The 14,078-nt window shown below is 43.2% G+C and carries 10 protein-coding genes; 6 read left to right on the top strand and 4 right to left on the bottom strand.

Annotated elements, in window-relative coordinates:
* Nucleotides 1–2: 2 nt before the first annotated feature.
* From AAA943_RS02485 to AAA943_RS02475, 3 genes are read right to left on the bottom strand one after another with little or no spacing between them, the layout of a single operon-like run.
* Nucleotides 3–719: an MBL fold metallo-hydrolase gene (locus AAA943_RS02485; protein ID WP_338222664.1), complete on the bottom strand. Its 717-nt coding sequence runs from the start codon at nt 717–719 to the stop codon at nt 3–5.
* A 48-nt stretch (nt 720–767) separates the two neighbouring features.
* The gene (locus AAA943_RS02480) at nt 768–1,574 is read right to left on the bottom strand and encodes a gamma-glutamylcyclotransferase family protein (protein ID WP_338222663.1); all 807 of its coding nucleotides are present in this window, start codon (nt 1,572–1,574) and stop codon (nt 768–770) included.
* Between the two features lie 3 nt (nt 1,575–1,577).
* Complete coding sequence (locus AAA943_RS02475) at nt 1,578–2,609, bottom strand: hypothetical protein (RefSeq protein WP_338222662.1); 1,032 nt, start codon at nt 2,607–2,609, stop codon at nt 1,578–1,580.
* 220 nt (nt 2,610–2,829) lie between these two features.
* On the opposite strand from AAA943_RS02475, the gene AAA943_RS02470 reads away from it, so the two are divergent.
* Entirely contained in the window at nt 2,830–4,974 is a 2,145-nt protein-coding gene (locus AAA943_RS02470) for an alkaline phosphatase family protein (RefSeq protein WP_338222661.1), read from the top strand.
* Nucleotides 4,975–5,025: 51 nt separating this feature from the next.
* Here AAA943_RS02470 and AAA943_RS02465 read toward each other — a convergent pair whose 3' ends face one another.
* Nucleotides 5,026–5,952 carry a DMT family transporter gene (locus AAA943_RS02465; RefSeq protein ID WP_338222660.1) on the bottom strand — a complete coding sequence of 309 codons (927 nt, stop codon included), beginning with the start codon at nt 5,950–5,952 and terminating at the stop codon, nt 5,026–5,028.
* 238 nt (nt 5,953–6,190) lie between these two features.
* On the opposite strand from AAA943_RS02465, the gene AAA943_RS02460 reads away from it, so the two are divergent.
* The 5 genes from AAA943_RS02460 to cas9 all read left to right on the top strand — a co-directional run bounded on the left by AAA943_RS02460 (nt 6,191) and on the right by cas9 (nt 14,076).
* A complete protein-coding gene (locus tag AAA943_RS02460; RefSeq protein WP_338222659.1) occupies nt 6,191–6,685 on the top strand; it encodes a GNAT family N-acetyltransferase in 495 nt (164 codons plus the stop codon).
* Between the two features lie 78 nt (nt 6,686–6,763).
* Nucleotides 6,764–7,279 (top strand): hypothetical protein, encoded by a 516-nt coding sequence (locus tag AAA943_RS02455; protein WP_338222658.1) that lies wholly within the window; start codon nt 6,764–6,766, stop codon nt 7,277–7,279.
* A gap of 52 nt (nt 7,280–7,331) precedes the next feature.
* A complete protein-coding gene (locus tag AAA943_RS02450) occupies nt 7,332–7,880 on the top strand; it encodes an RNA polymerase sigma factor (RefSeq protein WP_338222657.1) in 549 nt (182 codons plus the stop codon).
* Entirely contained in the window at nt 7,867–9,189 is a 1,323-nt protein-coding gene (locus tag AAA943_RS02445) for a hypothetical protein (protein ID WP_338222656.1), read from the top strand. Before AAA943_RS02450 ends, AAA943_RS02445 begins: the two co-directional genes overlap by 14 nt.
* 333 nt (nt 9,190–9,522) lie before the next feature.
* Nucleotides 9,523–14,076, top strand: a complete 4,554-nt coding sequence (cas9, locus tag AAA943_RS02440) for a type II CRISPR RNA-guided endonuclease Cas9 (RefSeq protein ID WP_338222655.1) — start codon at nt 9,523–9,525, stop codon at nt 14,074–14,076.
* Nucleotides 14,077–14,078 lie beyond the last annotated feature (2 nt).

Below are 14,078 nucleotides of genomic sequence, written 5' to 3'. Positions count from 1 at the left end.
GGTTAAATATTGAAAAACCGGTTGAAAGTCTCGTGATAGGTCTTGGTGGCTTCTCCGATAAAAGGGTAACCATGACCACACAAAGCATGTTCAAAAGGGATTTCTTTGAGTCTGATAAAATCTTCGGCTTGAGGCTGACACTCCTGCATCCAAGCCAAACCCAAATTTCCGGATTTGAAAAATCCGATTTCCTCCATGGTAGGAATGGTAGTTTCATCAAAAAACTCATCCGGCTCTACCCAATTTTGAAGGGAATCACAGGCAATCATGATGCCTCCTTCCCGGTCTAGTCGAATGATGCTTTCGGGTCTTTTGGAGGTATGAAAAACGAAAAGAGAAGCGTTTTTCAGGGGTAGAGAAGCGCCTTCTTTCAGTTCGTGATCTACTTTTAATCCTTCCTGAACTCTCATTCCGGGCATCGCCCAAAATTCAGCCCCATACCGATCCACATAAAAGGGATCGTCTACACCATGCATGTCTCCAATTCGGATCACATGGGTCACTTTTCCCAGACTTTCCAATTCCATGAGCCCTTCCTCTTCCAGTCGGACGGTGTTAATAAGGGGCAGGTTTCCGTTTTCTCGGACGATAGTCATGTTGCGGCTGAACTGCCACATCGAACCGAAAAACTCATTTTTCATGGTGCCCATCACAAAGAATACGTCTGGCAATACTTCTTTGATTGGCCCATGAGGCATGGCAGGGTGGTAATTTTTCATAAGGTCTAGAGTTTTAATAAGGTAGAAATAAGTTTACAATCTTAAAAGTTAAATCGAATTGGGATAAGAAGTGTAGATTAGTTTCCCAGCATAGTCAAATTCTTTCCAATAGGCATGTAAATAGGCATTGAGATAATTTTTGGCTTCTTTGGAGATATTGCCGGAAAGGTAGTCCAAGAAGGTCTCTTCTCCCGTGCTGGTGTCGTGCCTTTTGAGATGGAACAGGGTCATGTCTTTTCCTCCCAAGATGGGTTTCAGAGAATCAAGCTTCCACCGGGCCTTACTCATGTCAAACACCTCTCCGCATAGTCCGGTAAGCAAGGGGTGCTTGTCCAGGGTCGATTCTTTCCATGAGGGGAAGTCTCCCTGAGGAGCTTGGAATTCAGGTAATTCAGGAAAAGGGTGGATTTCTTGTTGTTCCAGCTTTTTAATATACCCCTCGCTCAATCCTGCGGTACGAGCCCCTTGAAGGATGAGGTTGAGGTAGCGCCGAGTCGGAAGCAAGCCGGGTTTAACAAAGTCCGGTAGGCCTACATATACCCAGGCCTTGGCCTTGCCCGAATCGGTATGGACCTCGACTTCGATGCGGTCATAACCAATGCCGTAAGCCTCCAACTGATCCAACTGGGGCAATTGTTCATCTGGACAGGAGTAAAAGTTGCCTTCGACCCGGTCTTCGGGTTTTCCTGTAGGTTGGATGTTGCCCATACCTCCTTCATGAGCAAACCAGTGCTCCACGCTGAAGTCCAGTTTCCAACCTTGGAGTACTGCTTTTTGGATGTGGAGGGGAGTTACTCCTTTGGCACGGAGGGAAATCAGATTAAGGTTGGAGCCATATCCAAAATAATTAAACATTCTTTAGGGATTATAGCTGTATTCTTGGTCTTCCTGGATCATGATATTTTTTAATCTAGGATTGTCGGTCCAGAATTGAAGCAGATTTTGAAGCAAATACTCCGGGTTTTGAAAGGGATTTCTGGCCATGTGGGCCTGCCATCCTGCGGCTACCAAATCTTGGACGAGTATTTGTCTTTTTTCCGGGCTGTCGGGCTTGCCGGCATAGTACAAGTATTTGCTTGGGTGGTTGGCACAAAGGACAGGAGTGGTGCAGGATTTCCCTTCTTTGAGATTAAGGTAGATAAGAGACAGAGGATTTAGGTACCCCTTTACCCTGTCGGGAAAAGTCTTTTGCAGCCATTCCATCACAGGACCCCCATAGCCTACCACAGGCTGGGTTACTCCTCCTCCCAAATCAGAAAGCCGGGCGTTCAGCATTTTTCTGACATAGTCGGCAAAAGTACCATCGAAATGCCCGATACCTTCATTGTCTCCGCCCGGTGCACCCAGTGGCACAAAATCCACGATACTTTCCAAGAGCGTAAATCGAGTCCTTGAAAAGCGATTATAGCCCAATAAATTTTCCCAACGCCGATTGGTAGGGGAAAAGAGGTAGTCCAGGTAAACAAAAGTCTCTATGGGAGGGAAATGCAGAAGCTGAATCGATCGGGGTCTGGCCAGAGAAAGGCCCCAAGGCAAAATAAAGCGCATTTCCTTGCCCGTATCCTGAATTACTTTTTGGATTTCGGCTTTGTTCTGTTCATAGATTTGAAGACCTAATTTCCCTGCCTCCAAAAAAGCAGGGATTTTTTCCCGGTATATTCTCAAGTCGTGGTGGGGACTGGAAAGCTTCAGATTGAATTGTTCTCCAATTTTCCACACCATGGCCCAGGCTCCAAAGTAGCCGTCTCTTTCCAAAGTCTGATTGAAAAAATGAGCCATGTAGGTCTGAAGGGTGGTCAGGTTGGAGTTTTGCAGTCCTTCAGAGTAAGAGAAAAGTCTGGTGAATACATCTTCGTCTCCGTCTAAAATGATATCTATGCTTTTTTTCATACTTTAGGTAAAAATGAGTTAGAATGAATTAAATTTTGAAAATTTCCCCTCAAAAAAGAGATTCTTTTTCCATTGATATAAATTGAATAAAACTTAGGGGAATTTATCACTTTTTTCAGAATATTTTATTTTTTTTGAGTTTTTGTCCCTACATTTCTTTCAGTCAATTCAGCAATTGACCATCAGATTTTTGAACGTATCAACTAATTAATTTTAAATTATGTCTTCCTTTCTCATCGGGCGAAGTGCCCAGTCCAATTCCTATTTAATTTGGAAATTTTCGCTAACCAACGGACCCGTTTTTGAACAGGTGTCTTTAGCATCCTCCGCACAGCTTGAATCTACTGACAGAATTGCACAAATTGGCGGGTACCTACTGATTTGGGGAGCCGGTGAAGGCGCGGTCAACGGGAAAAACTATCCCTACAAACTTTTGGAGTTTGATCCCAGCTCTCAAGACCCGCTCAACGGGCCTGCTGTGCAGCAGGGAGTTTGGTCTTCCAAAAAGTTCTGGAATTACCGGAGTCATTATTCAAATGATCCGCATGAGCAAGACCATCTGCCACTCTACTCCATGGGCAACTTCATGCTTTTTTTTGTGGGAGGAGCGGGAAGAGGCACATACATGCTGTATAATTTTGATCCTAACCTGGCCAAACCCAATTCTTCTGACCCTTTGCCTTCCACTTATCTTCCCCAAGGGGGGTTTCCGACCATTCAGGAAGGACATGACTTGATCTATTTGAACAACTATGTACTGGATCGTCACATCAAGGAGTCTACATTCAGAATTTGGAGCTTTGATCCTCAAAATCCCGTGCCGCTTTCCATTCCGGAAGTGAATGGAGGAAAATGGAATAAAATCACACCTCAGCACAGCCTTATCGGATTGGGAGATCACTTGCTCACCTGGATACCGGGAGAGAGAGAGTACAGCATTTGGTCTTTTTCGCCAAAGGAAAAAGAACCTCTAAAGGAGGTGATTTCCGGACAGGAATTGCCTTGTGAAATGGCTGAATATGCTTCATTGACGTACTTTCAGACCAAGGATGCCGTAACTGCCACCCAGCCTGCACCAGGTACCATGGACTACTTCCGGACCAAAATTAAGCATGTGGTGTTCTACATGCTGGAGAGCCGCTCCTTCGACAACGTGGTGGGTTGGTTATACGAGAAGGACCGGTCAGCCATCCATACCCTGGGGAAGCATTCCCCTTATGCGGGTGTGGATCCTGACTTTTACAATTGGGATGGGGACAAAAAAGTATATCCCAAAAAGTTCAATGACGGTAAGCCCAGCGATAAGGTAGATCTATCGGATCAGCATCAGGACCCCTTTCATGACAATTCAGATGGCCTGCAGCAGATGTTTTATGAAAAGAATCCGGGCTATCCAGGCAAATCCAAACCGGATATGAGGGGCTTTGTCCAAAACAATTCCAGCACCGATGTCATGAACACCCTGACGCCTGAACAGCTTCCGATTCTCAATGGCCTGGCAGAAAACTTTGCCTCAAGCGATGAGTGGTTTTCTTCAGTACCGGGTGGAACGGACATCAATAGGGCATTTGCGTTGACAGGTTCGGCCATGAACCGTCTGGACACTTGGGAGGGAGGAAGTATCTATGCCAACTGGCCCCAATATCCGAGAAGACAGTCACTTTGGAAAGTGCTTTGGAATCAGGGGATTCAAGACTGGAAAATCTACAATGCCATCGAATGGCAGGGAGTTCCATTCACCTATCACCTCTACCTCCAAGGTCAAATCCCCAGCGTGGATGCAGATACCAAAGACTACATCGATACCGTGGAAAATTTTATCAAACAGGCCCAACAAGGAAAACTTCCGGCATTCAGTTTTTTGGAACCGGTCTGGATCGCACCAAACGGGACCACTTCCTACCATCCCGGAGCAGATATGGTTCCCGCCGAAAGGGCCCTCAATGAGGTATACGAGGCCATCAAAAACAGTCCGGCTTGGGAAGAAACCTTATTTGTGGTCACCTTCTCCAAACCGGGGGGGATTTGTGATCACGTGTCACCTCCCTATGCCACCAAGCCTTGGCCTAATGATTTGAGAGATGGATTTAGATTTGACCTGATGGGGCCCCGGGTGCCGGCGATAGTCGTGTCTCCTTGGGTAAAAGAAAAAACTGTGTTTCGGGCTGCAGGGACTACGCCCTACGATGCTACCTCTTTTGCGGCGACTTTGCTTCATTGGTTTGGAATTCCAAAAAATCAATGGGGTTTAGGGGATAGAGTCGATGCAGCGCCGACCTTCGAGGGAGTAATTTGCGAGGAGCAGCCCCGAAAGGATGCACCAAAGTTGCTTCCTCCTACGGATAAATCTTTTCCAAACACTTAAAAATACTTCCCGCCAACCCTGCGAAAAGTCAGCCTTTAAGGCTGGCTTTTTTTATTCTTGAAGGGTGGATTCCCCTGAGCTTTTCCCAAGAGTGAGCAGAATCACGGTCCCCAAAATCAATCCTGTACCCAGCCAATCCAGCGCCAAGAAACTCACACCCAACCAAAAGACAGCTGTAACAGCGGCAGAAAGTGGCTCCACACTGGTCAAAAGACTGGCTTTGGTAGCTCCGATGATCGTCACAGACTTGAGGAAAAAATAGAAGGCCAACACCGTACCAAAGACCACGATGTAAGTAAAAGCAGCCCAGGTCTCCCAGTCCCAAGTGCCAGAGAAATACCAGGGTTGGGTAACGAGGGAAAAAGTGACTCCTCCGATGAGCATGCCCCAGCCCGTCACCGCAGCCGGAGAAAAAGTCCTGAGCAATCCGACGGGCTGAATGGTGTAAAAAGCTAAAGCCAGGGCAGAAAGAATGCCCCAGAAAATTGCTTTTTCGGAAATGACGAGCTCTTCGGTAGAGCCATGGGTGACCAGGAGAAAAGTGCCTGAAAGGGCCAGGAATAAAGCAGCATACTCGATCAGAATCGGCCATTTTCGATGCTTGATAGCATAAAAGGCCACCACAAATACAGGCCCAATGTACTGAAGTATGGTAGCTGTGGCGGCATTGGAAAGGGATATGCTGTAGAAATACGTGTATTGGACTGCGACCATTCCCAAGATTCCGAAAAGAAGGAGACGGAGGGCATTTTTCGGCTTTCTCCAGATTTCAAAGGCTGTTTTTCTTTCTTGAATCAAAGAAAACGATATCAAAATCCATCCAGCAATACACATCCTCCAAGTGACCAGCCATGCAGGGTCAAGACCTTTCTTTTCGAACAAAAACTGGGCACAAGTGCCGGAAATCCCCCAAAAGATCGCCGAGGAAAGCGCCATGATGACACCGGGGACTTTCTGGTAAGAAGTAGGCTGAGACATAGGCTGTGGGTAAAAACAAGCGAAGATACCCGAAAAATCATCAGTCCCGGTCTGAATAAACTGGGTTAATTTGCAGGGTAAGACGGGAGAGGGAAGGCCGAAGGCCGAAGATGGGAAGAGCTTGTCTCCAAGGTAACGGGGAATGTCAAAACATTTGGAAATCAATCAGCCGTTACCTTTCCAAGTGGTCCTACTTGCTTCCCGTAGTGAAATAAGATTGAATTATTCAATTTCGAATATGAATTTAGACTTGGAAATTAGAAAAGCAACTTGGGCTGATGAAGAATCCCTTTGGGGGGTAATCCAGCCCATAATTCGTGCAGGTGGTACCTATGTGTTCGCTCCTGATTCTTCACGGGAAAAGATCATGGGCTATTGGCTGGGTGAGGACAAATTGACCTATATCGCTTGGATGAATGGAGAGCGTGTAGGCACTTTTTACCTGAAAGCCAATCAGCCTGATTTGGGAGACCATATTTGCAATGCAGGGTTTATGGTGGACCCAAAGCAAAAGGGGAAAGGTATTGGAAGATTCTTGGGGCAATTCGCTCTCAATGAGGCGAAATCCTTGGGCTATCAGGCTATGCAATACAATTTTGTCATTTCTACCAATCTTTCCGCTGTGAAACTTTGGAAAAGCTTGGGCTTTGTCATTATCGGGGAAATCCCTGAAGCTTACCGCCATCCCGAACAGGGTCTGGTGAGTGCTTTGTTGTTTTTCAAAAAACTTTGAAGGAATCCCGAACAGAATTTTCTTTGCTATGTAGCATTTTTGATTCGTCGCTCGTCTCTACTCTAAACCATGCATTGTATGAAATCCCTTCTAAGGATATTCTTGTTGCTTTTCTTCGTTTCCTGTGCTGATGAAGGGGATCTTGACTCAGCTTTCTTAGGAGTTTCTTATGAAGTCAGATTCGATAAAGTCCGCTTTCAGGTGAATGAAAAGCTATACCAACAGGTTAATTTTGACCGGGGGAGCAATTCCTTTTGCGCTAATCTGGCTGAAATCCGTGCTGTAAAACGAAGTGGAAATGAACTGCAACTGATTGTCAGGAGGAATTCTTCCTGTAATGGAGATTATCTTCTGGTTTGGGACGGGGGAGTGCAGGAAAGCAATCCTGAGCGAGTACAGCTGTACCTCTATCCTCAACTGACCGATTGTGGTTTGGGATCAAGTGTGGTCAATGATACCTTGAAAATAGACTTGAAAAGGGCATTTATGCCTCTGCAGGAGGGGGTGGTCAATCGGATGAGTCTCTACATCCGAGAAAACTGCAATTTCTTTGATTTCAATTGCGAAGGAAATTGTGATTTGGAGAAGAACTAATGGGGGATAAGCGGGGCTTGATTTAAGGAATACTAACGGGGTAAGATTTGATTTGAACTGGTCGGACCAAGAGTTGATTGACGGTTGCAAACGTCAATCCAGAAAGCATGAAGAAGTGTTATTCAAGCGCTACTATGGCTTTGTCATGGGGATCGGTCTTTCCTATGTCAAAAGCCGGGATCAGGCTCAGGAAATCACTCAGGATTCCTTTCTCAAATTTTTTGATTCTCTGAAAAAACTCGACCAAGCTCCAGCCATCAAGCCTTGGCTGAGAAGGATAACCGTCAATACAGCCATTGATTATTATAGAAAAAACAAACGGATACAAAATCACGAGGAAGCAGACGGGGATACACCTGTTTTTGACCCCGTGTATGCCCCGGACGACTTGGCCTATGAGGAAATTCTCAAGCTCCTCTACCAGTTGCCGGAAGACCAGCAAATCGTCTTCAACCTCTATGAGGTGGAAGGTTACAGTCATCGGGAGGTAGCCGAACACTTAAATATTACCGAAAGCTCCTCTAGAGTATACCTGACGCGGGCAAAAACGAAACTCCGTCAGCTGATCAAATTACATCTGAAAGAATATGCAGGAAGATAATCTGGACAAATGGCTCGCAAAGAACCTGCGCAGGCATCAGGACAATGATCCTGTTCCCTATGAAGAAGGGGCCTGGGAGGCTTTTCAGGCAAAAAGACCTGGGATAGGATTCAAATACGCCTACTGGGCTGGGGGAATCGCAGCATCGCTGCTTATTTTCTTGGCAGCCTATTTCGCTTTGGATTTGGGGAAATCTCAGGAGACAATTTCCAATGAAAGGGAACTCCTTACCGAGGAAAGGACCACCAATGCAGATCAGGAAGAATTTTTACAGGAGCAGCAAAACCAAGCCAACTCTGTCAATTCATCCGAAAATTTGGCGCAGAAGTCAGAGACCAAAAAAGAGCCGTCTTTTTCTTCCAAAGAAGAAAAGAATGACGGGAATCCTAGCCACGAAACTACCCGGCCGGAAAGAATCGAGCTTTCTAAACCAACGGAAAATAAACTGGCTGAAAAAACAATTGGTTCTCCTCAGCCCGATAATCCAAGCACTGCTCAGCTTGAAAGGAAAGAGAGTTCCTTACTGGCCCAAATCGCTCCGGAGGATGCCGAACAAAAAGATTCGCTGACTCAAGCTAAGGTAGAAGAACTTAAAAAGCAGATTGCCGAATTGACCGGAGAGCAGGAAAAGCAACCAGTCAGTGCTGAGGAATACCGGATCCGTTCCCTGTCATTGGGGTTTAGTCCCGGAGTGAGCAATTCCCAATCTGGAAATCAGTCGATTTCGGGAACCTCCTTGGGTTTGGGCGCTGAGATTAACTGGTCCTTGGGAGAAAAGCTGGCCTTAGGTTCGGGGATGGGAGTGAACTTTTTCAATCAAACCGCCCAGGGAGAAAGCTTCGTGCAGATAGCCAATGCTTCCTATCCAGTACGTCAGGAAGTGCAGGTATCCCAGGTACAGGTGGATGTTCCGGTTTACCTTACCTATCCTGTCAACCGCAAGCAATCCATTGCCATCCAGGCAGGGTTTTCCAATCTGATGGCCTTTACCAGCAATGCCCAGCAGGAGAATAGTTATCTCCGCCAAGTGGCGGTATTTGATGCCCAGTCGGCCAATTCGGATGGCTTCACCCTGAGGTCAGAGTCGGTGTCCAGCTTCACGGCGGTGGAAACTCCATCCTCCCGCTTTATCCCCTTTGCCACGGCCAATTTGGGGGTGAATATTCTGGTGTTGGAGTCCAAAAAAGCAGCGTACTTAGTGATGCCATTTTACAATTACCCCTTGCAGGATGTCTCAGGCACAGGCAATAACCCTGGTTTTTTTGGGGCAGCGCTGAAAGTCAACTTTGGTACGGTCCAAAAGAAATAAAACCGAAAGCTAAGCCAACGATACACCCCGGAGCGATTCGGGGTGTTTTTTTTGACTTAAATACCAAAACCTGACAGATCGTTTTTGAAGATTGACGGTTTATGTCAAATTTTTCCTCGTTTTTCTAAAATTCAAAAAATACCCATTAGTGGGTATAGGATTTTTAGTTTGAGAGTCTATCTTGCGAAAACTAAGGGGTTAAAAAAAAACGACCCGACTAGAGATTCTAACCGGGCCCCTTTAGATGTTTTCACAACGGAATAATCCTTATTGTGAATTGCTTCAAAATGGTAATGCTAATATAGATTTTAAACTTTCAACTTTTCAAAAAATATGAAAAAGATTTTGGGATTGGATCTGGGGACTAACTCAATTGGCTGGGCTCTGATCGAGCAGGATTTCGAAAAAAAGCAAGGGGAGATTTTGGGTATGGGCTCCAGAATTATACCGATGGGACAGGATGTTTTGGGAGAATTTGACAAAGGGAATTCTGTCTCCCAAACTGCTGAAAGAACAAGGTTGAGAAGTGTTAGGAGACTTAGGGAACGTCATTTGTTGAGAAGAGAACGATTACATCGAGTTTTAAATATTCTTGGATTTTTGCCTAAGCACTATGCAGATCAGATCGATTTTCACGAAAGACTTGGAAAGTTTTTGAAAGGAACAGAACCAAAAATCGCATACAATGGAATGGATTTCCTTTTCAAATCATCCTTCAATGAAATGCTGGATGAATTTAAAATTCATCAGCCACATCTTGTCGAGGTAGCTAAAAAAATACCTTATGATTGGACTATATATTTTTTGCGTAAAAAGGCCTTGACCGAACAAATTGAAAAGGAAGAACTGGCTTGGATAATTTTGAATTTCAATCAAAAACGAGGCTATTATCAACTTAGGGGTGAGGAGGAAGAGGAAAAGCCTAATAAGCTTGAAGAATTTTATTCTTTGAAAGTAGTGGAAATCAAAGTGGATGAAACTCCAAATAAAAAGGGAGACACATGGTATTCCTTGACCTTGGAAAATGGATGGGTTTACCGAAGGCCTAGTAAAGTGCCTTTGGATGATTGGTTAGGAAAGACAAGAGATTTTATTGTTACTACTGATATAGATGAAGAAGGAAATCCGAAACTCGATAAGGAAGGAAATCCAAAAAGAAGTTTTCGCGCTCCAAGTGAAGATGATTGGGGTTTGAAGAAGAAAAAGACAGAAAAAGAAATTCTTGATTCCTCCAAATCCGTTGGGCAATTCATTTTTGAAAGCCTTCTGACTGATCCCACTCAAAAAATCAAGGGAAAGCTGGTCAGAACCATTGAACGGAAATTCTATAAAGATGAACTGAAGCAGATTTTGGTTTCCCAAAAAAGATTTCATCCGGAACTCAGTGATGCTGATTTGATGGCGGATTGCGTCAGGGAACTATATAAACACAATCATTCACATCAGAATTTTCTTGCTAGTAAGGATATCCTTCACCTTTTTGTAGATGATATTATTTTTTACCAAAGACCTCTGCGAAGCCAAAAATCCACTGTGGCAAACTGTCCTTTGGAGTTCAAGACTTATGAAAAAGATGGAGTCAAAAATGTAATTCCTTACAAGGTGGCTCCGAAGTCCCACCCTATATTTCAAGAGTTTAGGTTGCTTCAGTGGATTTCTAATCTTAGGATTATCAGAAAAACTGATGACACGGATGTGACCATGAAGTTTTTGGATACCCAAGCAAAGATAAAGAGACTTTTGGATTATCTGATGACTCAATCTGAGATTGATTGTGGGAAATTGATGACATTTCTTCTTTCTTCAGAAGGGCTCAAAAAGAATGAAATAAAAACAGCGTCTGCAAAATATAAATGGAATTATGTTTTTGATTCTGAAACAGGAGAATCAAAAACGTATCCTGCTAATACCACCCGATCTGAATTTTTAAAAAGGCTAGCGAAAGTAGACGGATTTGACTTTACCAAGTATACTGATGAGTTCGAAGAATCGCTTTGGCATATTGTTTACTCAGTCACAGACAAGATTGAGTTTGAAAAAGCGCTTAAGAAGTTTGCCCGTAAAAACGCAATCGAGGTTATTTCTTTTGTGGAGAATTTCAAAAAGATCCCACCCTACAAAAGCCAATATGCCTCTTATTCCCTAAAAGCAATAAAAAAGCTGATTGCATTGATGCGATTTTACGAGAATTGGAACTCGGGGAATTTGACTGAGAACACGATTCTTAGAATCGAAAAAATTCTAGATGGAGAATATGACATTGAGATTAAAGATAAGGTCAGGGAATATTCTCAGTCAAGAAATCTAAATAGTGTAGAAGATTTTCAAGGTCTTCCAGAGTGGTTTTCTAAATACTTAGTCTATAGTCGTCACTCAGAGGTCTCCGAGTTAATCAAATGGACTTCCAGTGATGAAATGGCTGATTTTATTAAAGAATTCAAACAGCATTCCCTCAGAAATCCAATTGTTGAACAAGTGGTTTTGGAAACCTTGAGAGTAGTCAAAGATATTTGGGATACCTATGGAAATGGTCAGAAAGGCTTTTTTGATGAAATACATGTCGAGTTGGGTAGAGAGATGAAGAACCCCAAAGAGCAAAGAGCCAGATTGACCAATCAGATATCTGAAAACGAAAATACCAATCTAAGAATAAAGTCATTTTTAGCGGAACTACTTAATGACCCTTCTGTCGAGAATGTTAGGCCCTATTCTCCAATGCAGCAGGAAATCCTGAAGATTTATGAAGAAGGGGTGCTAAGGTCAGATATGGAGGTGCCTGATGACATTCTAAAAATAAGCAAGACCGCCCTGCCATCTTCATCTGATTTAAAGCGTTATAAACTTTGGCTAGAGCAAAAGTATAGGTCTCCTTATACCGGAAAAATCATTCCTTTGAACAAGTTATTTACTCCTGCTTATGAGATAGAGCATGTTATTCCGCAATCCAGGTATTTTGATGACAGTCTCAGCAACAAAGTGATTTGTGAGGCAGCAGTAAACAAATTAAAGGATAACAGGCTTGGGATGGAGTTTATCAAGAGTTTCCATGGGCAAAGGGTTACCTTAGGATTTGGTGAAGTGGTTGAGATTTTTTCTGAAAGTGCATACAAAGCATTTATTCAGGATAATTATTCCAAGAATCCCGCCAAGAAAAAAAAGCTTCTTATGGATGAATTGCCGGAACAAATGGTGGAACGGCAGATGAATGATACAAGATACATAAGTAAATTCATTACCTCCATATTATCCAACATTGTTAGGTCTGAGGCAAATGACACTGGCTTTAATTCCAAAAACATTATTCCTGGAAATGGAAAAATCACTTCGGCGTTAAAGCAAGATTGGGGACTCAATGATGTATGGAATGAATTGATTTTGCCAAGATTTGAACGGATGAATCAAATTACTGGAACCTCAGCCTTCACGGCTTGGAATGAGAACCATCAAAAATTCCTGCCCACCGTTCCTTTGGAATTTGCAAAAGGCTTTCACAAAAAAAGAATAGATCACAGGCATCATGCCATGGATGCCTTGGTCATTGCTTGTGCCACAAGAGATCACGTAAATTATCTGAATAATGAACATGCTCTTGGAAAGAAGTACAAGGGAAAAGATGAAATGCAGGCTAGAAGATTTGATTTAAGAAATAAGCTTTGTTTTAAGAAAAAGAACGGGCAATCTCAAGACAACTATGAATGGATTTTCACAAAACCTTGGGACACATTTACCCAAGATGCAAAAGAAAATTTAGACCGGATTGTAGTCAGTTTCAAACAAAATCTGCGAGTTATCAATAAGACGAGCAACAAATACCTCAACTTCAAGGATGAAAAGGGTAATCTAAGGGTAGATAATCATGGGAATCCGATAAAGGCACTTACGAGGCAAACCAAAGGGGATGCTTGGGCGATAAGAAAAGCTATCCACAAGGATACTGTTTCTGGTCTTGTCAATTTGAGAGTGGTTAAATCAGTGAGTCTAAGTATGGCCTTGGATAAACCTACCAACATCTTGGATAAAGGTTTAAAGAAAAAGATCGCTGAACTGATCAAGATGAATTACGATAAAAAGCTTTTGCTTAAATATTTCAAAGACAGGAATTATAAATTTGAAGGCAGGGATATCTCAAAGCTTGAGGTTTACTTTTTTGAGGAAGATTTGGCCGCATCCAGAGTGAATTTGGATACTTCATTCAATGAAAAGAAAATTCGATCCATAACTGATACAGGAATCCAAAAGATCCTTTTAGCCCATTTGGCAAAATACGAAGGAGTACAGGATGAAAAAGGAAAAGTTATTCCTGCCGAGAGTCTTGCTTTTACTCCTGAAGCAATTGAGGAAATGAATAAGAATATTCGATTTCTAAACGACGGAAAATTCCATCAGCCTATCTACAAAGTTCGAACCTATGAACCCAAAGGCAATAAATTTCAAGTTGGTTTTAAAGGAAATAAGCATTCTAAATACGTCGAGGCTGCCAAGGGGACTAATCTATTCTTTGCTATTTATGTCAATGAAGATGGAAAAAGGAGTTATGAAACCATTCCTTTCAACGTAGTCATGGAAAGGCTAAAACAAGGCGAAGGTCCTGTGCCTTCTGCCAATGAGAAAGGCGAAAAGCTCTTGTTTCACCTTTCTCCAAACGAATTGGTTTATGTACCTGACGACATTGAGGATGTCTTTAAGTTTAATCATGAAGACCTCGATCATTCTCGGGTTTTTAAAATTGTAAGTTTCACGGCAGGAAGACTTTATGGAATTCCCTTCAAATCAGCAAACTCAATCGTTGATAAATTAGAGTTTGGACAGTTGAATAAAATGGAATTCACGAAGGAGAAAGCTTCATGTATAAAACTTCAATTTAATCGATTAGGGCACTCAAAATAAAG

Origin of the sequence: Algoriphagus confluentis, from assembly GCF_036245625.1 — a bacterium.
Classification (GTDB): Bacteria; Bacteroidota; Bacteroidia; order Cytophagales; family Cyclobacteriaceae; genus Algoriphagus; species Algoriphagus confluentis.
This window is presented reverse-complemented; position numbering and strand designations above follow the sequence as displayed.